General features: G+C 39.3%; 19 protein-coding genes, 8 pseudogenes and 2 other annotated features. All 27 genes and pseudogenes read right to left on the bottom strand.

Features of this window, described 5'->3' with window-relative positions; all coding sequences use genetic code 11:
* Nucleotides 1–73: 73 nt before the first annotated feature.
* The 27 genes and pseudogenes from rpoB to JCM19034_RS13880 all read right to left on the bottom strand — a co-directional run bounded on the left by rpoB (nucleotide 74) and on the right by JCM19034_RS13880 (nucleotide 25,574).
* A pseudogene (rpoB, locus tag JCM19034_RS14000) lies at nucleotides 74–3,614 on the bottom strand (DNA-directed RNA polymerase subunit beta).
* A 246-nt stretch (nucleotides 3,615–3,860) separates the two neighbouring features.
* Nucleotides 3,861–4,477 (bottom strand): annotated as a pseudogene (locus JCM19034_RS13995) (class I SAM-dependent methyltransferase).
* Nucleotides 4,478–4,552: 75 nt separating this feature from the next.
* Nucleotides 4,553–4,915 carry a 50S ribosomal protein L7/L12 gene (rplL, locus tag JCM19034_RS13990; RefSeq protein ID WP_062050695.1) on the bottom strand — a complete coding sequence of 121 codons (363 nt, stop codon included), beginning with the start codon at nucleotides 4,913–4,915 and terminating at the stop codon, nucleotides 4,553–4,555.
* A gap of 63 nt (nucleotides 4,916–4,978) precedes the next feature.
* Nucleotides 4,979–5,476: a 50S ribosomal protein L10 gene (gene rplJ / locus JCM19034_RS13985; protein WP_062050693.1), complete on the bottom strand. Its 498-nt coding sequence runs from the start codon at nucleotides 5,474–5,476 to the stop codon at nucleotides 4,979–4,981.
* 33 nt (nucleotides 5,477–5,509) lie between these two features.
* Nucleotides 5,510–5,644 (bottom strand) — a sequence feature (ribosomal protein L10 leader region).
* A gap of 58 nt (nucleotides 5,645–5,702) precedes the next feature.
* Entirely contained in the window at nucleotides 5,703–6,398 is a 696-nt protein-coding gene (gene rplA / locus JCM19034_RS13980) for a 50S ribosomal protein L1 (protein WP_062050691.1), read from the bottom strand.
* 102 nt (nucleotides 6,399–6,500) lie between these two features.
* Nucleotides 6,501–6,926 (bottom strand): 50S ribosomal protein L11, encoded by a 426-nt coding sequence (rplK, locus tag JCM19034_RS13975; protein WP_062050689.1) that lies wholly within the window; start codon nucleotides 6,924–6,926, stop codon nucleotides 6,501–6,503.
* Nucleotides 6,927–7,080: 154 nt separating this feature from the next.
* On the bottom strand, nucleotides 7,081–7,614 hold the full coding sequence (nusG, locus tag JCM19034_RS13970; RefSeq protein WP_062050687.1) for a transcription termination/antitermination protein NusG: 534 nt from the start codon (nucleotides 7,612–7,614) through the stop codon (nucleotides 7,081–7,083).
* A 65-nt stretch (nucleotides 7,615–7,679) separates the two neighbouring features.
* A complete protein-coding gene (gene secE, locus JCM19034_RS13965) occupies nucleotides 7,680–7,877 on the bottom strand; it encodes a preprotein translocase subunit SecE (protein ID WP_062050685.1) in 198 nt (65 codons plus the stop codon).
* Between the two features lie 121 nt (nucleotides 7,878–7,998).
* Nucleotides 7,999–8,148: a 50S ribosomal protein L33 gene (rpmG, locus tag JCM19034_RS21135; protein WP_082394076.1), complete on the bottom strand. Its 150-nt coding sequence runs from the start codon at nucleotides 8,146–8,148 to the stop codon at nucleotides 7,999–8,001.
* Nucleotides 8,149–8,303: 155 nt separating this feature from the next.
* Nucleotides 8,304–8,816, bottom strand: a complete 513-nt coding sequence (locus JCM19034_RS22325) for an alpha/beta hydrolase (protein WP_197276412.1) — start codon at nucleotides 8,814–8,816, stop codon at nucleotides 8,304–8,306.
* Nucleotides 8,759–9,112 carry an alpha/beta hydrolase gene (locus JCM19034_RS22320; protein ID WP_197276411.1) on the bottom strand — a complete coding sequence of 118 codons (354 nt, stop codon included), beginning with the start codon at nucleotides 9,110–9,112 and terminating at the stop codon, nucleotides 8,759–8,761. Before JCM19034_RS22320 ends, JCM19034_RS22325 begins: the two co-directional genes overlap by 58 nt.
* 121 nt (nucleotides 9,113–9,233) lie before the next feature.
* Complete coding sequence (gene sigH / locus JCM19034_RS13955; RefSeq protein ID WP_062050805.1) at nucleotides 9,234–9,884, bottom strand: RNA polymerase sporulation sigma factor SigH; 651 nt, start codon at nucleotides 9,882–9,884, stop codon at nucleotides 9,234–9,236.
* Between the two features lie 86 nt (nucleotides 9,885–9,970).
* A pseudogene (locus JCM19034_RS13950) lies at nucleotides 9,971–10,481 on the bottom strand (NYN domain-containing protein).
* A 4-nt stretch (nucleotides 10,482–10,485) separates the two neighbouring features.
* A complete protein-coding gene (gene rlmB / locus JCM19034_RS13945) occupies nucleotides 10,486–11,235 on the bottom strand; it encodes a 23S rRNA (guanosine(2251)-2'-O)-methyltransferase RlmB (RefSeq protein WP_062050682.1) in 750 nt (249 codons plus the stop codon).
* Nucleotides 11,236–11,238: 3 nt separating this feature from the next.
* On the bottom strand, nucleotides 11,239–11,658 hold the full coding sequence (locus tag JCM19034_RS13940; RefSeq protein WP_062050679.1) for a Mini-ribonuclease 3: 420 nt from the start codon (nucleotides 11,656–11,658) through the stop codon (nucleotides 11,239–11,241).
* 7 nt (nucleotides 11,659–11,665) lie between these two features.
* A complete protein-coding gene (gene cysS / locus JCM19034_RS13935) occupies nucleotides 11,666–13,063 on the bottom strand; it encodes a cysteine--tRNA ligase (protein WP_062050677.1) in 1,398 nt (465 codons plus the stop codon).
* Between the two features lie 17 nt (nucleotides 13,064–13,080).
* On the bottom strand, nucleotides 13,081–13,722 hold the full coding sequence (gene cysE / locus JCM19034_RS13930; protein WP_062050804.1) for a serine O-acetyltransferase: 642 nt from the start codon (nucleotides 13,720–13,722) through the stop codon (nucleotides 13,081–13,083).
* A 128-nt stretch (nucleotides 13,723–13,850) separates the two neighbouring features.
* Nucleotides 13,851–14,073: a binding site (T-box leader), on the bottom strand.
* 11 nt (nucleotides 14,074–14,084) lie between these two features.
* Nucleotides 14,085–15,542, bottom strand: a complete 1,458-nt coding sequence (gene gltX, locus JCM19034_RS13925) for a glutamate--tRNA ligase (RefSeq protein ID WP_062050674.1) — start codon at nucleotides 15,540–15,542, stop codon at nucleotides 14,085–14,087.
* Between the two features lie 73 nt (nucleotides 15,543–15,615).
* Nucleotides 15,616–16,098 carry a 2-C-methyl-D-erythritol 2,4-cyclodiphosphate synthase gene (gene ispF, locus JCM19034_RS13920; protein WP_062050672.1) on the bottom strand — a complete coding sequence of 161 codons (483 nt, stop codon included), beginning with the start codon at nucleotides 16,096–16,098 and terminating at the stop codon, nucleotides 15,616–15,618.
* Nucleotides 16,095–16,787, bottom strand: coding sequence for a 2-C-methyl-D-erythritol 4-phosphate cytidylyltransferase (gene ispD, locus JCM19034_RS13915; RefSeq protein WP_062050670.1), 693 nt, complete (start codon nucleotides 16,785–16,787; stop codon nucleotides 16,095–16,097). Before ispD ends, ispF begins: the two co-directional genes overlap by 4 nt.
* Before the next feature lie 237 nt (nucleotides 16,788–17,024).
* A pseudogene (locus JCM19034_RS13910) lies at nucleotides 17,025–18,110 on the bottom strand (PIN/TRAM domain-containing protein).
* A gap of 107 nt (nucleotides 18,111–18,217) precedes the next feature.
* Nucleotides 18,218–19,294, bottom strand: a complete 1,077-nt coding sequence (disA, locus tag JCM19034_RS13905; RefSeq protein ID WP_062050669.1) for a DNA integrity scanning diadenylate cyclase DisA — start codon at nucleotides 19,292–19,294, stop codon at nucleotides 18,218–18,220.
* A gap of 3 nt (nucleotides 19,295–19,297) precedes the next feature.
* Nucleotides 19,298–20,673 (bottom strand): annotated as a pseudogene (gene radA / locus JCM19034_RS13900) (DNA repair protein RadA).
* 341 nt (nucleotides 20,674–21,014) lie between these two features.
* On the bottom strand, nucleotides 21,015–23,456 hold the full coding sequence (gene clpC, locus JCM19034_RS13895) for an ATP-dependent protease ATP-binding subunit ClpC (protein WP_062050667.1): 2,442 nt from the start codon (nucleotides 23,454–23,456) through the stop codon (nucleotides 21,015–21,017).
* Nucleotides 23,457–23,481: 25 nt separating this feature from the next.
* Nucleotides 23,482–24,549: pseudogene (locus tag JCM19034_RS25145) on the bottom strand (protein arginine kinase).
* Nucleotides 24,550–24,557: 8 nt separating this feature from the next.
* A pseudogene (locus JCM19034_RS13885) lies at nucleotides 24,558–25,085 on the bottom strand (UvrB/UvrC motif-containing protein); the annotation flags it as partial.
* 19 nt (nucleotides 25,086–25,104) lie between these two features.
* Nucleotides 25,105–25,574: pseudogene (locus tag JCM19034_RS13880) on the bottom strand (CtsR family transcriptional regulator).
* Between the last annotated feature and the right edge of the window lie 480 nt (nucleotides 25,575–26,054).

Here is a 26,054-nt window from a genome sequence, read left to right as displayed (position 1 = left end):
TGCCCAAACAATCGATTATTAATAAGACAGTTCTGGGAACTAGTCGAAAACTAGCCCCCAAAAACATCATCATTTAAACGTTGGATTCGCTTGATTCAAAATTCAAGTTTAGCTTTTCACTAGCTTGATCATCTTCATCGTCAAGCTCTCTCATTTCAATTTCTTCTTCGTTACTTGAAAGCATCTTAACGTCCATTCCTAATGATTGAAGCTCTTTGATTAACACTTTGAACGATTCCGGAACACCTGGTTCAGGTACATTTTCACCTTTGACAATCGCTTCATATGTCTTCACACGACCAACTACATCATCAGACTTAACAGTTAAGATTTCTTGAAGGGTATAAGCAGCACCGTATGCTTCTAATGCCCAAACCTCCATCTCACCAAAGCGTTGACCACCAAACTGTGCTTTACCACCTAATGGTTGCTGTGTAACGAGAGAATACGGACCAGTTGAACGGGCATGTAACTTGTCATCAACCATATGTGCAAGCTTAATCATGTACATAACCCCAACAGAAACACGATTATCAAACGGTTCACCAGTACGACCATCGTAAAGGATCGTTTTTCCGTCACGTGCCATTCCTGCTTCCTCTAACGTATTCCAAACATCATCTTCACTAGCACCATCAAATACCGGAGATGCAACATGAATACCAAGCTTTCGTGCAGCCATACCTAAATGAAGTTCAAGCACTTGCCCGATATTCATTCGAGATGGTACCCCTAATGGTTTAACATTATATCAATCGGCGTGCCATCTGGTAAATACGGCATATCCTCTTCAGGGAGAATTTTTGAAATAACCCTTTGTTACCGTGACGTCCGGCCATTTTATCTCCTTCATGAATCTTACGCTTTTGTACAATATAAACTCGAACAAGCTGATTCACACCTGGAGGTAACTCATCGCCATCTTCACGGTTGAAGATCTTAACATCTAATACAATACCGTCCCCACCGTGTGGTGCTCTTAGAGATGTGTCACGAACTTCTCGTGCCTTTTCACCGAATATTGCATGCAATAAACGTTCCTCAGCTGTTAATTCGGTTACACCCTTAGGTGTTACTTTACCGACGAGAATGTCTCCATCTTTCACTTCAGCCCCAACACGGATAATTCCACGCTCATCCAAATTCTTCAACGCATCCTCACCGACATTTGGGATATCACGCGTAATTTCCTCAGGACCAAGCTTCGTGTCACGTGATTCTGATTCGTATTCTTCGATATGAATGGATGTATAAACATCATCTTTCACAAGGCGCTCACTTAAAATAATCGCATCCTCATAGTTGTATCCTTCCCAAGTCATAAATCCAACTAATACGTTACGTCCTAGTGCCATTTCACCTTTTTCCATTGAAGGTCCGTCAGCTAAAATTTCTCGTTTTTCAACGACATCCCCTTCAGAGACAATCGGACGTTGATTATAGCTAGTTCCTTGGTTAGAACGGACAAACTTTTGTAAACGATACTTTTCTAAGTCACCTTTTACTTCCTGACCATCTACTTCTTCTAAACGACGAACCCAGATTTCCTTAGCCGTTACACGTTCGACAATCCCTTTAGATTTCGAAACAATCGCAGCACCTGAGTCTTTCGCTGATACATGCTCCATACCTGTTCCAACAAAAGGAGCTTCCGGCACAAGTAATGGCACCGCTTGACGTTGCATGTTTGCTCCCATCAAGGCACGGTTTGAGTCGTCATTTTCTAAGAACGGAATACACGAAGTCGCAGCAGAAACAACCTGCTTCGGTGATACATCCATATAGTCAATACGTTCACGAGGTACGACTGTATTTTCACCTCGGAAACGAGCAATAATATTATCATTCACAAATGAGCCATCTTCATTTAAAAGGGCATTTGCTTGTGCAACAACATAGTTATCTTCTTCATCTGCAGTCAAATAATCAATTTGAGCAGTCACTTTTCCTGTCTCTGGATCTACACGACGATACGGTGTTTCCATGAAGCCAAACTCATTTACTTTTGCATATGATGAAAGTGAGTTAATAAGTCCAATGTTTGGACCTTCTGGCGTTTCAATTGGACACATACGACCGTAGTGGGAGTAGTGGACGTCTCGAACCTCAAAGCCGGCACGCTCACGTGTCAATCCACCTGGCCCTAGTGCTGATAATCGTCGTTTATGTGTTAATTCGGCTAACGGATTGGTTTGATCCATGAACTGAGATAACTGTGAACTACCAAAGAACTCTTTAATCGACGCAATGACCGGCCTGATATTAATAAGTGCTTGTGGTGTGATCATATTTGGATCCTGAATCGACATTCTTTCGCGAACCACACGTTCCATACGCGACAACCCAATACGGAATTGGTTTTGCAACAACTCACCTACTGAGCGTAGTCGACGGTTCCCTAAATGATCAATGTCATCAGTATCACCTACACCATGCAACAAATTAAAGAAATAGTTTATAGAGGCAATAATATCTGCAGGTGTTATATGTTTAACATCACGCTCTACTAAGCCGTTACCAATCACACGAATTGTGTTCTCACCATCTTGATCGTCCGGTGAGTAAATTAAAACTGATTGAATGTCAATTTCCGCATCATCTACAACCCCACCAGTTGCACGTACACGACGGAACCCAACATTATTTTCTAAGTAAGGCAGTATTCGATCCAAAGCTCGACGGTCTAATAACGTTCCTTCTTCTACAATTACTTCACCTGTTTCAGGATCAATAAGCGTTTCTGCTAAACGTTGATTAAATAAACGATTTTTTATATGAAGCTTTTTGTTGATTTTATAACGACCAACATTTGCTAAATCATACCTCTTAGGATCAAAAAAGCGTGAATCAAGCAAACTCTTCGCATTCTCAACAGTTGGCGGCTCTCCTGGACGTAGACGCTCATAGATTTCTAGCAACGCCTTTTCCGTGCCATCTGTATTGTCTTTCTCCAACGAATTACGAAGGTATTCATCTTCTCCTAGCAAATCAATGATCTCTTGATCAGATCCAAAACCTAACGCACGTAAAAGAACCGTTACTGGTACCTTTCTCGTACGATCAATTCGGACATAAACGATATCCTTCGCATCTGTTTCAAGTTCTAACCACGCCCCGCGGTTAGGAATGACAGTTGCTGTAAAGCCTTTTTTACCGTTTTTGTCCGTTTTCTGACTGTAGTAAACACTTGGTGAACGAACAAGCTGTGAAACAATAACACGTTCTGCTCCATTAATAACAAACGTTCCTGTTTCAGTCATTAACGGGAAGTCACCCATAAATACTTCTTGTTCCTTTACTTCTCCAGTCTCTTTATTGATTAATCGAACCTTTACACGTAATGGTGCAGCATACGTCACATCACGTTCCTTTGATTCATCAACCGGATATTTCGGCTCTCCAAGACTGTAGTCAATAAATTCAAGGACTAAATTTCCTGTGAAGTCTTGAATAGGAGAAATATCTTGGAACATTTCTCTTAATCCCTCATCAAGAAACCATTGATACGAAGCTGTCTGAATCTCAATTAAATTCGGCAGCTCCAATACTTCATTAATTCTTGCATAGCTTCTTCGCTGGCGGTGGCGTCCATACTGAACAAGTTGACCTGTCAACTGATTCACCCCTCAAATCTGGCGTTATAGTATCTAAAAACAATCATATCCCTTTCATAACTTACATAAAGAGAAATGAATGATTTTTATTAATTCATACAAAAATCCGTACACAAGCTATGTACGTTTCTCCTACGATTACTCCAGTATAACCACATATATCCAAGCTTATTCAACAAAAAAGTCTTGACTTCTTATCAAAAACTTGATCTAAAAATAGGTAGTTATACGCATTAAATAACAATATCACAAAAGACAAGTCAGGTCAAACTTTTTTGCTTGCAAAATAAAATAACCTTTCTTTTTTGTGACAACATCTACAGAACCAAAAAGTTGTTGCAGCTTCTCTATTGCCGAAGGTGCCCCTTGCTTCTTTTGAATAACGACCCATAGTTCACCTTGGTCAACTAACAAATCAGCCGCTTGTTCGAAAATTTGATGAACGATCTTTTTCCCTGCACGTATCGGTGGATTCGTCACTACCATAGCAAACGAACCTGTCACTTCTTTGAGACCATCACTTTGGTAAACGAGTACATTTTCAATACTGTTGTTTTTAGCATTCTCCTTCGTAAGAAAAAGTGCCCTTTCGTTCACATCAACCATATGAATGGCTCGTGTTGTACTTAATGTAGCAAGAGCAAGACCAATCGGACCGTACCCACATCCTACATCTACAATATCCCCATCGACAGACGGAAGAGTTACTGTATCTATTAGTAAACGGCTCCCAAAGTCGATTCCTTCTTTCGAAAAAACGCCACGATCTGACAAAAAGGAAAACGTTTTACCTCGTAATTGTGCGGACCATTTTTTACATTACTTTCGACAACAGGCTTTTCACTATAATAATGCTCTGACAACGTACATGCCTCCTCGCCTCTACTTAGTTGAAAAAAAGACCCGCATTAGCGAGTCTTTTCTTTATTACATTCAAATTACTTAACTTCTACTGAAGCACCAGCATCTTCAAGCTTAGCTTTCGCTTCTTCTGCTTCTTCTTTCGCAACGCCCTCTTTAATTGGAGCAGGAGCACCATCAACTAGAGCTTTTGCTTCTTTAAGACCAAGACCAGTAAGCTCACGAACAACTTTAATAACGTTGATCTTAGAACCACCAGGAGATTCAAGAATAACATCAAATTCAGTTTGCTCTGCGGCACCAGCGTCGCCACCAGCTGCTGCTACAGCTACAGGAGCTGCTGCTGTTACACCAAATTCTTCTTCAATTGCTTTAACTAAGTCGTTAAGTTCTAAAACTGACATTTCTTTGATCGCTTCAATGATTTGTTCTTTACTCATGATTTATTTCCTCCTAATTTTTGTTTTATTCAAATCGAACAGATGCATACGTTCCTAATACAATTAAGCGCCTTGCTCTTCCTTTTGCTCAGCAACTGCTTTTGTAGCCAACGCGAAGTTGCGAACTGGTGCTTGAAGAACATTTGCAAGCATAGAAAGAAGCCCTTCTCTTGATGGAAGTTCCGCAAGAGCTTTTACCTCATCAACAGATACTACTCGACCTTCAAGTACACCTGCTTTTATTTCTAATGCGTCATGCTCTTTAGAAAAGTTATTTAATACTTTTGCAGGAGCAATCGCATCATCTGCACCAAATGCAATCGCAGTTGGACCGACTAATTGCTCGTCAAGTTCCGTTAGTTCAACCTCCGCTGTCGCACGTCGAGCTAACGTATTTTTATATACTTTAAACTCAACTCCCGCTTCACGAAGTTGCTTACGAAGTTCTGTCACTTCTGCAACATTTAACCCACGATAATCAACGACTACTGTCGCTTTGCTATCACGAAGCTTTGCCGCGATATCTGAAACAACTTGTTTCTTTTGTTCTAATACACTCATCCTTACACCTCCTATTATGCTGTCCTATACCGTTCAAGCATAAAAAGTGCCCTCATGCAGACATGAGGGCACACAAACACAGTATTTAACCTGTATCTATTGCTTACCTCGGTAGGATGATTAAGTGCTTAGCACCCCTACTGTCTACGGTACGACTTTTTTAATTTTAACGTATCTTTCATGACACTTTTAAAAGTATACAGACACGTATGAATGAAGTCAAGATTTATTTTGCAAATGCTGTCGCGTTTACACGTACACCAGGTCCCATTGTTGAAGCAACCGCAACATTTCTCATGTAAGTTCCTTTAGATGCCGCAGGCTTAGCTTTAACTAACGTTTCAATAATCGTCTGGAAGTTTTCAACAAGCTTCTCTGACTCAAATGATACTTTACCAATTGGAACATGTATGTTACCAGCTTTATCAACACGGTATTCAACTTTCCCCGCTTTGATTTCACCGATTGCTTTAGTTACATCAAATGTTACTGTACCTGTCTTAGGGTTTGGCATTAAACCTTTAGGTCCTAATACACGACCAAGCTTACCTACTTGAGCCATCATGTCAGGAGTTGCTACGATCACATCAAAATCAAACCAGCCTTGGTTGATTTTATTGATTAGATCTTCTTCTCCAACAAAATCCGCTCCAGCAGCTTCAGCCTCTTTCGCTTTATCACCTTTAGCAAATACTAATACACGTTGTGTTTTACCAGTTCCATTAGGCAATACTACTGCCCCACGAATTTGTTGATCTGCTTTTTTCGGGTCTACCCCAAGTCGTACAGCCACTTCTACTGTTTCATCAAACTTTGCAGTAGATGTTTTCTTAACTAATTCAATTGCTTCTTCAACTTGATACGCCTTATCACGATCTACAAGCTTAAGAGCATCAGTGTACTTTTTACTTCTCTTAGCCATGTTTATTTCCTCCTCAAATGTGGTTTTAGCGGTAGTTACCTCCCACTATGAAAGGTTGCGAACCATTAGGTTGCAACCTCCAGCTGTCAATCTCAAACTACATTAGTCTTCAATCACAATTCCCATGCTACGTGCTGTACCTTCAACCATACGCATTGCAGATTCAACATTTGCAGCGTTTAAATCAGGCATCTTCGTTTCAGCGATTTCGCGTACTTTATCGCGCTTAATAGTAGCAACCTTCGTCTTATTCGGCTCACCTGAACCTGAATCAATACCAGCAGCTTTCTTAAGTAAAACTGCTGCAGGTGGAGTTTTTGTGATGAATGTAAACGAACGATCTTCAAAAACAGTGATCTCAACTGGGATAATAAGCCCTGCTTGATCTGACGTACGTGCGTTAAATTCCTTACAGAAACCCATGATATTTACACCTGCTTGACCTAATGCAGGACCAACTGGTGGCGCTGGATTAGCTTTCCCAGCAGGAATTTGTAACTTTACCATTTTAATTACCTTTTTAGCCACGTGACACACCTCCTTAGTCCGTGATGTGGTTATCGGGTACTTATACCCTCCCACTCAAAAAACGGATGCATTCATGCACCCGGTGGCTCATGTAATAAACCAATGTCAACCATGAAGATTCTATCACTTCCAGAGAAAGATATCAAGTCATTTTTCAAATCTTTTCAACTTGATTAAATTCGAGTTCAACTGGCGTTTCACGTCCAAACATATTCACGTGAACTTTTAACTTTTGCTTTTCTTCCTGAATTTCCTCAATAACTCCAACAAAATTCGCAAAAGGACCTTCCTTCACTTTAACTGATTCTTTCAGTTCAAAATCTACCTCTACCTTAGGCTGTTCTACACCCATTTGTTTCAAAATAACGTCAGCTTCTTCAGGTAGAAGAGGTGTCGGTTTAGAGCCAGCCCCGGAAGAACCAACAAATCCTGTTACACCCGGCGTGTTCCGCACGACATACCAAGAATCGTCTGTCATAATCATTTCGACAATAACATAACCAGGAAACACTTTCTTCGTAACCGTTTTACTTTTCCCGTTTTTCGTTTCCGTTTCCTCTTCAACAGGAACGAGAACACGAAAAATCTTGTCTGCCATTTCCATTGACTCGACACGCTTTTCTAAGTTTGTTTTTACTTTGTTTTCATAGCCTGAGTACGTATGTACTACATACCAATTTTTCTCCACTGTCAGTCGGACACTTCTGTCCTTCCCTCCTCTCTATTTAGCAGTTTCACCAAAATCAACCAACATTAACCGAGTAGGAGGCGAACTAATTCAGAAATCCCTAAATCTACTACAAAGAAATATATAGAAATAAAGATCACTGTACCGATTACAACCAATGTGTAGCGTGTTAATTCTTTCCGAGAAGGCCAAGAAACACGCTTCATTTCCGCTGCAACACCTCTAAAAAAATTGCCAATTCCTTTCTTTTCTCCGTCAGCCATGACAGACACCTCCAGCACAATTCAATATAGACAAATGAGCCATAATCTATTCAGCCAAGTAAAACAGCTTGTCCGTTTACTTAGGATCAATCATTTCCGCTCACAAAAAAGAACCGCTCCATTATTTCGTTTCACGATGAAGGGTGTGCTCTTGACAAGTCTTACAGAACTTCCTCGTCTCAATGCGGTTTGGTTTATTTTGCGTATTCTTTTGTGTTGAGTAATTTCTAGAATGACAATTCTCGCAAGCTAGTACAACCTTTGTTCGCACTTTGCACCATCACCTTCTAACACGTACATACTATTTCATTCTATTATAATCCTCCAATTATGTCAATTTCGATATTTGTAGGTAATTAAATAAAAGTAGGGAGCTACACAATCAATGTGCACTCCCTAAAATAACTATGTCTAGCTCTTGAAATATTAAAGACCTTTGATCCAAGCACCGGCCATTTTAACCCAATTTGTAACTTCTGGTTGAATGGTCGCCTGATTATTATATGCTTTCGTTTCCTCTGTTCCAAGGGATAGACCATGTATCCCCTTTGGATAAATGTGCATTTCAAGCGGAATTCGGTTCTCAAGTAACGCTTGAGCGAACATAAAGCTATTTTGCACTGGAACAGCTTCATCAGTATATGTATGCCACAGAAATGTAGCTGGCGTCTGTTCTGAAACATGCTTTTCTAACGAAACCTGTTCCAACAGTTCTTTATGTTTATCGCCTAATAAGGCTTTAAAAGAGCCTTTATGGGCATAGTTTCCTGAAGTAATAACAGGATAGCTTAATAGTAGCCCGTTCGGCTGCAATTGCTCTGAAGGTAACCCTACCTGTTCAGCTAGAAAAGGCTTAGCCCAAAATACACCTAAACTTGCAGCTAAATGGCCTCCCGCAGAAAAGCCAACAACAATAATTTTAGAAGGTCGACATTCCATTCTGTAGCTCTTTCTCTAATAAGTGCAACTGATTTAGCTAATTCAATTAATGCAATAGGAAAGAATGCAGGCTTAACACTGTATCTTAACACACAAGCATGAAATCCCATCGCGTTAAATTGAATCGCAACAGGCTCGGCCTCACGATCGGATGTCCGTTCATAACCACCACCAGGACAAATGATCACAATTGGCCGCTTTCTTTCAGGATCAATCTCAGCTGATTGGTGTAATAAATATGTATACAAAGAGACTGCTGAATGCTCTGTTTCAATCGTAATGGTTTGATGAATCAACAGGAACCACTCCCTTAACTTTTCTCGTTATAACATTCTACGTAAGATATGATGAAACTCCATTGGCAATGGTTCCATTCATCGCTTTTTCGCAACAAGCAGCAACTCTAACACATCTTAATTAAGCTAGAGAAACTCCTCTTAATTCTACATAACGCTCAAGCTTCCTCTTCACTCGCTGCAGTGCATTATCAATTGATTTTACATGTCTATTTAAATCAACAGAAATTTCTTGATACGTTCGCCCATCTAAATAGAGCATTAGAACTTGTCTTTCTAAATCACTCAATAATTCACTCATTTTCAATTCAATATCTTGAAATTCTTCTTGATTAATTAATAGCTCCTCAGGATCAGTAACCCTCGTTCCACATATAACATCTAATAACGTACGGTCTGATTCTTCGTCATAAAGAGGCTTGTCTAATGACACGTATGAATTCAACGGTATATGCTTCTGACGTGTAGCTGTTTTAATTGCTGTAATAATTTGCCTTGTAATACATAACTCTGCAAACGCTTTAAAAGAAGATAGCTTGTCCCCATTGAAATCTCTGACAGCCTTATAGAGACCGATCATTCCTTCTTGAACAATATCCTCATGATCCGCACCGATAAGGAAATATGACCTTGCCTTTGCTCGAACAAAATTTTTGTACTTATCGATTAAATATTCTAATGCTACTGTATCACCATTTCGAACATATAAAACTAAAGCATCATCATCAATCTTGTCATAAATAGGCGTTACGTCTGTTCTTTGAAGGCTCATTTCCACTAAAAACCCCTCCGACTTCAGCTCTGATTGAAATTTTATTAACATTATATAGGACATATTTCCAGTCGGTCAACCATTGATTAACGCTCTCGACGCCATTTTTCAAAAATTTCCAAAACTTCATCTTTTATTTGCAAACTTGTCGAATGTTGTTTTTTTTGCGTTTTTTTGTACCTCTTTGTCGATTCCTTTTTCAGTTGACTCAATTTCAATGAGGAGCTCACGTGCAGACTTTCTCAATGCCCCACTTCCAAAGATCAGAGATTGCTCGATAAAATCTGATGTTGCAACATGTATTCTTCTATCGATCCGTTTTAACTGATGAACGAGTTTTTCAATACGTTCATCAGCCGTTTCATTTTTCTTCGTATAGATGACATCAACACGATAATTATGATAGGTTTTTCCTATTCCCTCTACCCTATGTGCATCAAAAATGACATACACTTTAAAGCCAGTAAATGCTTGATATTCAGCCATCATCTCAATAAGCCGATCACGAGCCAACTCGAAATCTTTCTCTTTTAAATCACGTAATTCAGGCCATGCACCAATCATGTTGTACCCATCAACTAATAAAATATCCTTCATGTGATCACGTACTTCCTAGCTTGGAGCGATTACGATATACTTCATACATTAATAAACTTGCAGCCACCGACGCATTAAGTGACGTGACACGTCCAACCATCGGAATCTGTACAAGAAAATCACATTTTTCTTGTACGAGCCTACTAATTCCCTTTCCTTCACTTCCTATCACTAAACCAATTGCCATATCATAAGTTGCTTGTCGATAATCCTCTTTGCCTTTAGCGTCTGTTCCAATAAACCATAGTCCACGCTTCTTTAATTCTTCCATTGTCCGGGCAATATTCGTTACCCTTACTACAGGGACATACTCAATGGCTCCGGTAGAAGCTTTCGCAACGGTTTGAGTTAAACCAACCGCTCTTCTCTTTGGGATAATAATACCATGTGCTCCGACTGCATCGGCAGTTCGCATAATCGAACCAAGATTATGAGGATCTTCTACCTCATCTAATATTAGAAAGAATGGCTCTTCTTCTTTTTCTTCTGCTAGAGCAAATAAATCATCAATTGAAGCATACTCATATGCCGCTATAGATGCGACAACCCCCTGATGCTGGTCGATTTGCACAAGTTGATCCAATTTCCTCTTCGGTGCATTTTGAATCAAGATTCCATTTTCTTTTGCTAATTGTATAATCTTTGTCATTTGCCCCTTTTGAGAGCCTTCTGCGATCCAAATTTTATTAATGGCATGTCCAGATTTCAATGCCTCTATTACGGGGTTTTTCCCATAAATAAATTCCTGACTCATCACTTAGCCTCCTTTCATTTCATTCTCAATAAAGTTGACGGCTTTTGTCATAATTTCATCTAAACGTTCATTATTCCCCTGGAAATACAAAAATCCGAGGACTGCTTCGAAACCTGTCGAATAACGATATGTCTGTAAATCAGTATTTTTAGGTATCGTTCCAGATTTAGCGTTTCGTCCCCTTTTAAATAATGCTATTTCTTGTTCATTTAAAATTTGCTCATCAAGAAGATAGCGTACAATATTCGCCTGTGCCTTAGCTGACACATATTTAGTTGCTTCAACGTGCAGTTGATGCGGTCGAACCCTGCCCTTTGCAATAAGGAAGTAGCGCACATACATATCTAGTACGCTATCTCCCATATAAGCAAGAGCTAAAGCGTTAACTTGTGTCAAATCAATCGTTGGTTTAATAATCTTCATCAATCAATTAGCCTCGTTTCCAGCGAACTCCTTGAGGGGTATCCTCAAGAATAATTCCTTGTTCCTTTAATTGATCTCTTATTTGGTCAGCTAACGCAAAATCTTTTTCCTTCCTTGCCTCATTACGTTTTTCAATAAGCTCTTCAATTTCATTGTCTAGTAATTCCTCTTGCGTTTTCAACGTGAGCCCTAACACACCAGCAAATTCATTGATTTGTTCAAGAAAGCCCTCGAGAACTTCTTTTGATGACTGTTCCTCTCGTAAATAGATATTTGCTTCTTTCGTTAAATCGAATAAAACGGAAATCCCATTGGCACTGTTAAAGTCATCATCCATTTCTTCAATAAAACGGTGTTTAAATTGCTCGATTCTCTCGATCCAATCTCCCTTTTCACCTAAATCCGCCGATTTCTCTAGTCGATACTCTAAAGCAGTAACAGCTGACTTCAAACGTTCAAGTCCATTCTTTGCTCCTTCTAGCAGCTCACCACTGAAGTTAATCGGACTACGGTAATGAGCAGTTAACATAAAGAAACGTACGACTTCTGCAGAATGCTGCTCAATAATATCCTTTGCTAACACAAAGTTCCCAAGTGATTTTGACATCTTTTCATTATTAATATTAATAAATCCATTATGAAGCCAATAATTAGCCATCGTCTTTCCAGTTAATGCTTCCGATTGAGCAATTTCATTTTCGTGATGCGGGAACGTTAAGTCTTGGCCACCTGCATGAATATCAATCGTATCGCCTAAATATTTTTTGACCATTGCCGAGCATTCAATATGCCAGCCAGGACGACCTTGTCCCCATGGGCTTTGCCAATAAACTTCTCCCGCTTTAGCAGCTTTCCATAAAACGAAGTCTAGTGAGTCCTCTTTACGAGAATCCACTTCAATTCTTGCCCCTGATCGTAAGTCTTCTAATGACTGAGATGAGAGTTTTCCGTAGTCCTTAAATTTCCTTGTGCGAAAATAAACGTCGCCGCCTGATTCATAAGCATAGCCTTTTTCAACAAGACCTTCAATAAACGCAATAATTTCTGGCATTGTTTCAGTAACTCTCGGGTGAACATCCGCTTCTTTCACACCTAGAGCACATGTATCATGATGGTAGGCTACAATAAAACGGTTTGCAACAGTAAATACGTCTTCTCCCATCTCATTGGCTGCTCGAATAATTTTATCGTCAACATCAGTAAAATTAGAAATAAATTCAACATCATAACCGCGGTATTCAAAATAACGACGGACCATATCATATACAATCGCTGGCCTTGCATTTCCAATATGAATATAATTATAAACTGTCGGCCCACACACATACATCTTTACTTTGCCTTCTTCTATCGGAATAAAACGTTCTTTTTTCTTCGTTAAACTATTATAAACATGAATTGACATACTTTATACACCCTCCTTTATTGTGAGTAATCTTTCTGTTTTGTTATCTCTTTTAATTGTTTAATTTCTTGTTCTAGCTCCTTCAGTTTATCCGCAATTGGGTCTGGAAGTTGATGATGGTTTAACCCTTGTTCAACCTTTACCCCATCCTGGACAACAATTCTTCCAGGTATGCCAACGACCGTTGAATTAGGTGGCACTTCCTTTAGTACGACAGAGCCGGCCCCTATCCGAGAATGCTCACCAATCGTAAATGAGCCTAATACTTTTGCCCCTGAGGCAATTAAAACATGGTCCTCAATCGTCGGATGACGCTTCCCTTTTTCTTTTCCGGTTCCCCCGAGTGTTACCCCTTGATAAATGGTGACATGATTACCTATCTCACACGTTTCCCCAATAACGACGCCCATACCATGATCAATAAATACTCGTTGACCAATGACAGCACCTGGGTGAATTTCAATACCAGTGAAAAAGCGGCTTGTTTGCGAGATCAATCGTGCTAAAAAGAAGATACGCCGTTTCCAAAGCCAATGAGCAAAGCGATGTGCCCAAATCGCGTGAACTCCTGAATAGGTAAAAATAACTTCCATTCTACTACGAGCCGCCGGATCTTGGTCAAAAACGACATCAATATCATTCAACAAAGTTCGAATCATTTTCTTCACCAATATCCCCCCTCTCTCATGACACGAAAAACGCTAAGCGTCTTTTTTAAGATCAAATTAAATCATTTTCGGCTTTTTTTGTATTACTTATAAAAAGAGCACCTCTATGCTATTTTTAGCACAGAGGCGCTTACAACGCGGTTCCACCCTGTTTAACAGACGTATGTTCTGTTATCTCTATGCGAATAACGCCGCTACACGCTCTTCCCTACTAAATATGAATCGTTCAGAAAGAGACTCAAGGGTGCATGTTCAAAAAAAGTCCACCTAAACTACTTCCAGCTACTGTAGCTCTCTCTGTAAGGCATTCTTTTTCCTACTTTTCCCTCTCATCGCTTTATCTATGTTTCATCTTATGCAAGTAATTGCTTTAAGCGTGCTAATACAACTTCCTTACCGAGCAAAGAAATCGACTCTGGCAAATCACGTCCATGAGTTAAGCCAGTTGTCGCAACACGAATTGGCATAAACAGTTTTTTCCCTTTATGTCCCGTTGCTTTTTGTGTCGCTTTGATTGCTTGTTTAACGCCTTGTGCAGTAAACTCTTCAAGCTGGTGAAGCTCCTTTACAAAATGTGCTAACACATCTGGAACCTGCTCTTCGTTTAACACCACTCGTGCGTCTTCATTATACTCAATTTCAGTCTTAAAGAAAAGCTCTGTTAACTCCACGATTTCAGCACCATATTGTAATTGCTCTTGATAAAGTTCAATTAAGCTTTTCGCCCATTCTCGCTGCTCGTCATTTAAATGTTCAGGTAACTTACCAGCCTTCATCAAATGTGGCAATGTTAAATCGACGACTTCCTCAATATCCGCCTGCTTGATGTATTGATTATTCATCCATGCTAATTTGTCAGTATCAAAAACAGCCGGTGCCTTCGATACGCGCTCTAACGAAAACATCTCTTCTAATTCTGCCATCGTAAAAATCTCTTCTTCGCCACCTGGCGACCAGCCGAGTAACGCTAAGAAATTGACTAATGCCTCAGACTTGTATCCTAATTCCTTATATTGTTCAACAAACTGAATAATCGATTCATCACGCTTACTCATTTTTTGCCGATCAGCATTTAAAATAAGTGAGGCATGTGCAAAACGTGGAACTTCCCACCCAAAGGCTTTATATAATAACACCTGTAACGGTGTATTAGAAAGGTGCTCCTCACCACGGATAACGTGAGAAATCTTCATCAAATGGTCATCAACCGTAACAGCAAAGTTATACATCGGCACGCCATCTTTCCGAGCTATGACAAAATCACCAATACCATCTGACTCAAAGGAAACCTCACCGCGAATTGCATCATCAATTTTAATGACTTGCCCTTCTGGAACTCGGAAACGCACGACTGGCTTTAACCCTTTTGCTTCATACTGTTGACGTTGCTCTTCTGTTAAATCGCGATCACGACCACTATATTTTGGAGTCTCACCACGCGAACGCTGCTCTTCCCGCTCTGCCTCGAGCTCCTCCTCTGTCATATAGCAATAGTAGGCCTTCCCTTCCGCTAAGAGCTGCTCAATGTATGTTTGGTAAATGTCCATTCTTTCCATACAGCTATATGGCCCATATTCTCCGCCTACGTCAATGCTCTCATCCCATTGAATTCCTAACCACTTTAAGCTATCTAATAGCTTTTCTTTCGCGTGCTCGACATTCCTAGCCTGATCTGTATCTTCAATGCGCAAAATAAATTGCCCACCTTGACTTTTTGCAAACAAATAATTAAAAAGAGCGGAACGTGCTCCACCAATATGTAGATGTCCTGTTGGACTTGGGGCAAACCTAACTCTTACTTCACTTCCCATCCGTTATACCTCCTGTTTTACGAACATAGCTCGCGTTCATGGTTTTATTTTAGCACCATTTATACCTTTACGGTCAAGTTATCTGTTTCTTTACTAATAAGATAGCCACTTGAGAAGCAATCCCTTCTCCTCTTCCTGTAAAACCAAGCTCTTCCGTTGTTGTCGCTTTTACATTCACTTGATCGAGGTCGGCTTCAAGCAATTCAGATATTCTCGTACGTATTGCTTGAATATATGGAGCCATCTTCGGCTTTTGTGCGATGATCGTGCAATCAACATTACCTAATTGATAGCCTCTTTCTTTCACAAGCTTCCACACTTCTATTAGCAACTTGGCAGAATCAGCATCTTTAAACGCCATATCCGTATCCGGAAAGTGACGGCCAATATCACCTTCACCTATTGCTCCTAAAGCTGCATCTGTAATAGCATGAAGTAATACATCAGCATCAGAGTGGCCAAGTAATCCTTTTTCATAAGGAATATGAACCCCTCCTAAAATAAGTGGTCTACCTTCCACCAACTGATGTACATCGAACCCTTGTCCTATTCTCATTTGTGCCTCTCCCTTTCTACTAAAATCGCCTCGGCAAAGAGTAAATCCTCCGGTGTAGTCAGCTTAATGTTCTGATAGTCGCTCTCAACTATCGTTACTTCATGACCTAACCATTCTAATAGACTACAATCATCTGTCCCAAAAAAACCAGCTGCTACCGCTTGCTCATGTGCCTGAATTAATAGAGCTTTATCAAAAGCCTGTGGTGTCTGTACAGCCCAAAGCTCGCTGCGATTTAACGTTTCAATGACACGATAATCATGTGCTCTTTTGATCGTATCTTTAACAGCGACTGCCGTTGTAGCTGCACGACTGCGATATGCCTCAGCAACAAGTGCCTGTAATATTTCCTTGCGAATAAATGGACGTGCCCCGTCATGAACTAATACGATCCCTTCATTGGATTGTAATTGATCTAGTCCATTTTTCACGCTATGTTGACGTTCCTTCCCCCCAACGACAAGTTTCGGAACTTTTGTTAAACCACTTGTTGTAATAAGTCGCTGCATTTCTTTTATTTCATCATCGTTTACAACTAATATCAGTTCTTCACATTCAAGGTCGGTAGCGAACAGGCGTAGAGTATGAATTACTAAAGGCTCACCTCTTAATTTTAATAACATTTTATTTTTCCCTGCTGCCATCCGCTTTCCTTTCCCAGCAGCTACAACAACGACACTATATTTCATTCCATTCGCTCCTAACTAACAAATCCCAAATCGTTCTAATTTTATCACGTTCGCCTTTGCAATCATAGAAGCGTATACCATTTTCTATAAGAAAAGTGCTAATAAACATCTTTTCTAATCTGCCCATGAATGGAAACCAATGCTCATCCGCTAAAATCCGCTAACTCCGTCCCTTATGAACGTTCCCTTTTAAAAAAAGACTATCCGAAATGCTGGATAGTCTTTCTATCATCTCTTTCACAATGCCTTTTCAAGCAATTTTGGCTTCGCAAAAATCATCCGACCTGCACTTGTTTGTAATACACTTGTGACAACAACCTCAATATTTTTCCCGATATAATCGCGTCCACCTTCGACTACAATCATTGTTCCGTCATCTAAATATGCCACGCCTTGGTGCTGTTCTTTACCATCCTTAATGACCTGAATTGTTAGCTCTTCACCTGGTAGCACAACCGGTTTTACAGCATTCGCTAAATCATTAATATTTAACACAGCCACACCTTGTAACTCACATACTTTATTTAAATTAAAGTCGTTTGTAACAACCATACCTGATAATAGCTTTGCTAGCTTCACGAGCTTGCTGTCAACCTCACTAATATCATCAAAATCACCCTCATATATTTCAACAGCGATAGGCAATTCCTTTTGTATCTTATTGAGTATATCTAATCCTCTTCGACCACGATTTCGTTTCAATAAATCGGATGAATCGGCGATATGCTGTAACTCTTCCAACACAAAGCCAGGTATTACTAACGTTCCCTCTAAAAACCTGTTTTGCAAATATCCGCTATCCGTCCATCTATAATCACACTTGTATCTAAAATTTTTAACTTCTTACCTTCTTCAGCAGCCTCTTCCTCTTTTTCTTACCTAAATTTCTTGTAAGTGTAAATAAATTAATAAGTTCGTCTCGTTTTTAAATCCAATCTGAAAACCAAAATAACCAAGGAAAATCGTCGCGAAAATCGGTAAAACTGTACTAACAAAGGTGAAATTCATAGAATTTAATGGAATCGTAATTAAGTAAGCAACGATTAGTCCAATGATTAATCCCATCGATCCAAACAAAACATCTGTAACAGGTGCTTTAACGATCGATTCTTCCATCAATTTCATGAAATCAACAATATAGTCTGCTATCCAAAACGTTAATAAAAAGAATAAAACTGCTCCAATCACTGCCCCTGAATAAGGATTTAATAACCAACTCGGCATTTCGCCGACATTTAAAATATGGATAAGGTCAGGAATAAATAGAAATCCAAGTGTCCCACCAGCAATCAAAAAGAAAAGCTGCACCATCTTTTTTAACATCCATATTCACCTCCTTCTCTTAGTATAGACAAGTTTTCCGATTTGAAACCTATCAAACTGGATTTCACATAAATTATGAGAATTATTCCGCATTCGTATAAATATGTTTAAATGTGTCGATCGATAAACAACTGTTCTTGAATACGCGTTAAGCCTTCTTTTATCATTTTCGCTCTTGGTTCTCCAATTCCTTCCACCTCATCTAATTCTTCCATACTAGCAAACATAATATTTGTTAAATTGCCATATTTATCAATTAAATTTTCAATGATAGGTGCTGGTAGCCGCGGTATTCGATTTAATATCCGATAGCCTCGTGGTGCTAACGAATACTCTTGAATATTTACACTTTTTGGATACCCTAATACTTTTAAAATTGCATGCTCATCTAGAAGCTCTTCTGAGTCTAGCTTTGATAATTCCTTAGATACATCCTCGACACCATCGACATCATCTTTTACGTAATCCTTTAATAGGAGCAGTGTTTCTTTTTCTGTATTTCCAACTAATTCATTTAATTGCATTGAAACGAGCCGACCTTCATCACCTAATTCATTAACATAATTAATAATTTCCCGTTTGATACGCAGCACCATTTGAATTCGATAGATAACCTGTGTTACCTCATGAAGGGTAACTAGCTGTTCAAATTCTAAAGCACCTAAATTTGTAATTCCTTGATCAAGGACAACCTTATACTTTTCTAACGTTTGTATCGCTTGATTGGCCTTCGTTAAAATAACTCCAATATCTCGTAATGAATAACGATAATCTCCTTGATAAAGCGTAATGACATTTCTTCTTTGTGATATCGAGATAACTAAATTCCCTGTCTGCTTCGCCACGCGTTGTGCAGTACGATGACGAATACCCGTTTCATTCGACGGGATCGTATTATTCGGCACTAATTGTGTATTGGCATACAATATCTTCTTTGCATCTTCACTAATAATTATGGCTCCATCCATTTTTGCCAGCTCGTATAAATAGGCAGGTGAAAAATCTGAGTTAATAAAAAAGCCACCATCCACTATCGGAACCATAGCATTATTATAGCCAACAACAATTAACCCTCCCGTCTTAGCCCGCAATACGTTATCTATACCTGAACGTAATGGGGTACCAGGTGCAACAAACTTTAATAGTCTTTGAACAAACTGTTCATTATTCTGCTCTTCTGACATCGTTTACCCTCCTAAACCGACTTCCAACGCCCTATCCAAAGTTGGAACTCCTATAATTTGTATATTACTTGGATACGTCCAACCTCCTAAATTCTTTTCAGGGATAATAACCCTTTTAAACCCTAGCTTCGCAGCTTCATTTACACGTTGTTCTATACGAGAAACCCTTCTAATTTCGCCTGTTAAACCAACCTCGCCTATTGCCACATCCATCGGGTTTGTCACTTGATTACGAAAGCTTGAGGCGATACTTAATGCTATGGCCAAGTCAATAGCTGGTTCATCTAATCTTATTCCCCCTGCTACATTTAAATAAGCATCTTGATTTTGTAATAGCATCCCCACGCGCTTTTCGAGTACTGCCATTAGTAATGAAACGCGATTGTGGTCAACCCCAGTTGCCATTCTCCTTGGATTTCCAAAGCTAGTTGGTGATATCAAAGCTTGAAGTTCAACTAAGACTGGCCTTGTTCCTTCCATTGAAGCAACAACAATTGACCCAGCAGCTCCATCCGATCTCTCTTCTAGGAAAATTTCAGAAGGATTTAATACCTCCTCCAAGCCACTTTCCTTCATTTCAAATATACCCATTTCGTTCGTTGATCCAAAACGATTTTTTACTGCACGCAATATTCGATATGTATGATGACGTTCCCCTTCAAAATACAAAACAGAATCAACCATATGCTCAAGAAGTTTTGGTCCAGCAATCGACCCTTGCTTCGTAACATGACCGACGATAAAAATGGCGATTCCCTTTGTTTTTGCGATTCGCATAAAAGCTGCTGTACATTCTCTAACTTGTGCGACACTACCAGGAGCAGATGTTATTTCTTCTTGATAAACAGTTTGAATCGAATCAATAATCACAAGTGTCGGTTTCACTTCATCGATTGCCCGTTCAATAAAAGCTATATCCGTTTCTGCTAATACATACAAATCTGATGAAGAAACACCTAGCCGATCTGAACGAAGCTTCGTTTGCTTCACTGATTCCTCACCAGAAATATAGAGCACTCGTTGCTTAGCATCAGCTAGCTTTGAAGAAAGCTGTAACAACAACGTTGACTTTCCGATTCCTGGATCACCGCCGACTAATACGAGAGAGCCTGGGACAATCCCGCCACCTAGCACTCGGTCAAGCTCTGGCATTGTTGTACTAATACGTGCTTCCGTTTCACTTTGGACTGTAACAATCGATTGTGGCTTTGAACCGGTACTTGTAGATGATGTAACAAAGCTCCGACTTCCACTTTTCGCACTTGGCTCAAACTCTTCAACCATCGTGTTCCAACCTTGCAGCCTGGACACTTACCCATCCATTTCGCCGATTCATATCCACATTCCTGGCACACAAATTTTGTTTTCTTTTTCGCCATTCCGTTCTCCCCTTTACGGTCTCTTGCCTTTATTGTAGCAAAGTTCCAAGAGAAAAACGATGAATCCCCCTCTTCGCAAAACAGCTCCTTTATAGTCTATGTCAATGATGCAAACATAACCAATCTTTATTAAGCATTTCTGGAAACAGCTCTTTTTAATAAAAAGAGTGTGTTCAGAAATGTTACGACGGAACCTTGATGAACACCCCCACCAAAAATAGATAATACGGCAAGTGAAAAGAGTTTATCGGGTATAAATAGGAAGTTGACATCTATTTAAAAAACTCCGAGCGATAATTTCATATCGTTCGGAGTTTTCTATCATTTAATTGAAACACTGCTTACACTTGTAAATCTTCTTTTGTATTTACAAAAAACTCGTCATCTTTCACATCTATAATTGCTTTTTGGCCTTTTACAATCGTACCTTTTAGCAATTCTTCAGACAGACGATCCTCGACTTGTTTCTGAAGTGCTCGACGCAACGGTCTTGCTCCATATTCAGGATCAAATCCTAAATCAGTAATCTTATCCTTTGCTGCTTCTGTTAATTCGAAATCAATCCCTTGTTCACTCAAGCGTTTCTTCAATTGATCTGCCATTAACGTAATGATTTCACGGATATGCTTCTTCTCTAAAGAGTGGAATACAATCAGCTCATCAATACGATTTAAGAACTCTGGACGGAAGCTACGTTTTAACTCATCCATTACCTTACTCTTCATGTCATTGTATTCTTGATTCTCACCTTCAACAGTAAACCCTAAGAACTTACTTCTACGTAGTGTACTTGCACCTACATTTGATGTCATAATAATTACAGTATTACGGAAGTCGACTGAACGTCCTTTAGAATCCGTTAAACGGCCGTCTTCTAATACTTGCAATAGAATATTGAATACCTCTGGGTGAGCTTTTTCAATTTCATCAAGTAGAATAACTGAATATGGCTTTCTACGGACCTTTTCTGTTAATTGACCACCCTCTTCATGACCAACATAGCCTGGCGGTGAACCAACTAATCGACTAGTCGCGTGCTTCTCCATATATTCTGACATATCAATTCGAATAACAGAATCCTCATCACCAAATAATGTCTCCGCCACCGCTCTAGCTAATTCAGTCTTACCAACACCCGTTGGACCTAAGAAGATAAATGAACCAATTGGACGCTTCGGATCTTTCAATCCAGCTCTTGCACGACGAATCGCTTTTGAAATCGAATTAACCGCTTCTTCCTGTCCGACAACACGTTCATGAAGGATATTTTCCATTTTAAGCAGGCGATCCGCTTCTTCCTCTGCTAGCTTCGATACTGGAATTCCAGTCCAGCTAGCGACAACTTGGGCAATGTCATCAACTGTTACCTCTGTTGCTTCTTGTCCTTGTTTCTTCTTCCATTCATTTTTCATTTCATCCAATTCTTCACGTAATCGTTGTTCAGAATCACGTAATGATGCTGCTTTTTCAAACTCTTGACTTTGTACAGCCGCATCTTTTTCTTTACGTGTTTCTTCTAGACGTTGCTCTAGCTCTTTCAAATTTGGTGGAGCTGTATATGAACGAAGACGGACTTTAGAGCCAGCCTCATCAATTAAATCAATTGCTTTATCTGGTAAGAAACGGTCGGAAATGTAACGATCCGATAATTTCACTGCTTCTTCAATCGCACCGTCAGTTATCGTCACACGGTGATGTGCCTCATAGCGATCCCGCAATCCTTTTAAGATTTGAATCGACTCATCTAGAGACGGCTCATTAACTTGAATAGGCTGGAAGCGACGCTCAAGTGCTGCATCTTTTTCAATGTATTTACGATACTCATCTAACGTTGTAGCACCAATACATTGTAGTTCGCCACGTGCTAATGATGGTTTTAAAATATTTGAGGCGTCAATAGCTCCCTCTGCACCCCCAGCTCCAATTAGAGTATGAAGCTCATCAATAAATAAAATGACATTTTGTGCTTGGCGAATTTCATCCATTACCTTCTTGAGGCGGTCCTCAAATTCTCCACGGTACTTCGTTCCAGCAACAACCGTTCCCATATCTAATGTCATCACACGTTTTCCACGTAATGTTTCTGGTACTTCATTATTAATAATCGCTTGGGCAAGGCCCTCAGCAATAGCCGTTTTACCTACACCTGGCTCCCCAATTAGGACTGGGTTATTTTTCGTACGACGGCTTAACACTTGAATAACACGTTCGATTTCTTTACTACGACCAATAACCGGATCTAGTGATTCTTCTTTCGCTACTGCGGTTAGATCACGAGCTAGACTATCTAGTGTCGGTGTATTGGCATGAGATGCTCCACTTCCTTGTGAAGAGGAGTTATTGACTTCATTACTTCCTAACAATTGAAGGACTTGCTGACGCGCTTTATTTAAGCTAACACCAAGATTATTTAAAACACGAGCTGCGACACCTTCTCCTTCTCGAATTAAACCTAGTAAAATGTGCTCTGTTCCAACGTAAGAATGACCTAATTTACGAGCTTCATCCATTGAAAGTTCAATAACTTTCTTAGCTCTTGGTGTATAGTGAATGGTTTTAGAACCTTCTTGTCCTTTACCAATTAACGATTCAACTTCATTTTGAATTTTATCGGAACCTAAGCCTAACGCTTGTAATGCTTTAGCTGCAATCCCTTCTCCTTCTCGAATTAAACCTAATAAGATATGTTCTGTTCCAATATTATTATGACCTAATCGTACAGCTTCTTCTTGTGCTAATGCTAATACCTTCTGCGCTCTTTCTGTAAAACGTCCAAACATCATCTTTCTTCACCTCCGAAAATAGTAACTACATTTGCTTTTCTAATTTAAGACGTTCTCGAATTAATGTTGCTCGTCTTTCATCGCGTTGGTCGGGTGTTAACTCTTCTTTCGCATATTGCTGTAAAAAACCAGGCTGAGTTAAAATCATAAGCTCATTTAAAATATTCCCTGATAGTCCTTTAATCAACCCTAAATCAATACCTAATCGAACATTTGACAAGCGTTGTGTCGCTTCCTTCGACTCAATCATTCGACTATTTGCTAGAATTCCAAATGAACGAAATACTCTGTCCTCTAGCTGTAATCTAGATTGTTCTAGCAACATTTGTCTAGCAGCTCGCTCTTGTTGAATCAGTTGGGCTACGACACCTTGTAAATCTTCAACAATATCTTGTTCGGATTTACCTAACGTTAACTGATTTGAAATTTGAAATAGGTTACCTAAAGCTTCGCTACCCTCTCCATAAATTCCTCTAACAACTAAACCTAATTGATTTATGCTGGTAAAATACGATTAAGCTGCTGTGTCATTGCCAATGCGGGTAAATGCATCATGACAGAGGCACGTAACCCAGTCCCAACATTTGTTGGACAGCTAGTTAAATAACCATGTTTTTCATCAAAAGCATACGTTAAATGCTCTTCTATCCAATCATCTATATCACTTGCTTTTTGTAAGCCTTGCTCTAGTTGCAATCCTGGCAATAGACACTGAATTCGAAGATGATCTTCTTCATTTACCATAATGCTAACCGATTGGTCACTGTCAAGTAAAACAGCACCATACTTTGATTGCTCGGCAAGATGAGGACTAATTAAATGTTTTTCGACCAGCACTCGTTTTTCATTGGCCTTCATATCATCTATATGAAAAACTTCAAGCCGTCCTATCACTTCATGAGGTTTTTTGTTAAAGCATCTCCCACATGCTTTGTGACAGCATACGATTCCTCCATTGTCGCCAATAACGGAAATTTATACTCCTCCATATTACGAGCTAGACGCATACGACTACTTAAAACTATATCTGAATTCGGCCCGTCCTTTTTCATCCAGGACTTAACGCCTCTGATATAAACTGTTCCAGTGACATCGATCATCCCCCTTTTGTGCGTCTTTCTCTTTTTCTAAAGATCTTATTTGATCTCGTACCTCTGCAGCCTTTTCAAATGCCTCATCGTCTATATACGTTCTCATTTGTTGCTTTAGATGATCAATCTGTCGCTGGATTTGTATCCCTCCACCTATTCGTTTAGGAAGCTTACCAGCATGTGAGTGATTTCCACTATGAACTCGTTTTAAGATTGGGTCTAATTTGGAAGAGAAGCTTTTATAACAATGTGCACATCCAAAACGACCAACTTTCGTAAATTGAGAATATGTCATTTCACACTTCGGACAACTTAATTCGGCATGAGAATGCGTATGTCCTTTCTCAGCTTGCATTGGCTGTTCGAAATGTAATAAACCTGAGAGAAGTTGGTGAATAGAAAAACTATTCGATCCCGGAGTATATTCTCCTTTTTCTTTTGCACATTTTTCACAAATATGAAATTCAGTTTTTTCTCCATTTATAATTTTAGCAAAGTGTAATGTTGCTTCACGTTGTTGACACTCTTGACATAACACGATATAGCCCCCTTTCCATTTAATTTGACTCCTTATACTTTAAACAATTAATCATTGATTTCAGCATATTTGCTCGTACCTCATCACGGTGTACAGTGCTCGAATGATAATTAGAGCGATCCATCACACTGATCATAATCGTGCACTCTCTTTTTGTAATGATTTGTTCTTCATACAACCTTATGATTATATTCTCAGCCGTATGTTGATCAATACGCTTTCCGATCAATTGAATCATATGCTCAAATAGATCTAGTTGATTATGAGGCTCACTTTGACAATTCGTATATATCCCGCCCCACCCCTCTTACTTTCTACTTGGTATCCTTTTTCTAATGTAAATCTCGTTTGAATAACATAATTTATTTGGGAGGGGACACATTGAAACTTTTTTGCCACCTCACTCCTTTTAATTTCAAGTGGCGTACCTCCACTTTTTTGAATGGTTGCTTTTAGATATTCTTCTATAATATCTGAAATATTTCGCACATGTTTCCCTCCCTTATTTATCGGTTGTTTGACTTTGACTATCTTTGACTTTAATCACATTATAATCATTTTATTTTTCAAATGCAACCCATATGCTTCATTTTAAGTATACCCCCTTTTTGGACAATCAATTCCTATTTACTAGAATATTTGAATGATAGATTTCTACGTATTTTCATGTTGTTTTAAATATGTGGATGAGGGAAATATGTGATTGGAAAATTCAAGATAATAATGAGTAATTATAAAAGAAAGGTGCGGAGATCATTAGAAAAAAAAGAAAGCAGTGCGAGTTGGTATTACAAATATACTGATTCGGTTCCATCATCAGAAGCATTCAGAAGTTTAACACATGAATTTCCCTTAACAGCGCACAAGGATTTTGCACTACTTAAAAATTCCATCTACTTTTGAATGTACAGATGGAACCGTTTTATTTGATGAAAAACATTCGTCTCTCACTCGGTGTCGGTGGACAAT

This window comes from Bacillus sp. JCM 19034, assembly GCF_001310635.1.
Lineage (GTDB): Bacteria > Bacillota > Bacilli > Bacillales > Bacillaceae_D > Halalkalibacter.
This window is presented reverse-complemented; position numbering and strand designations above follow the sequence as displayed.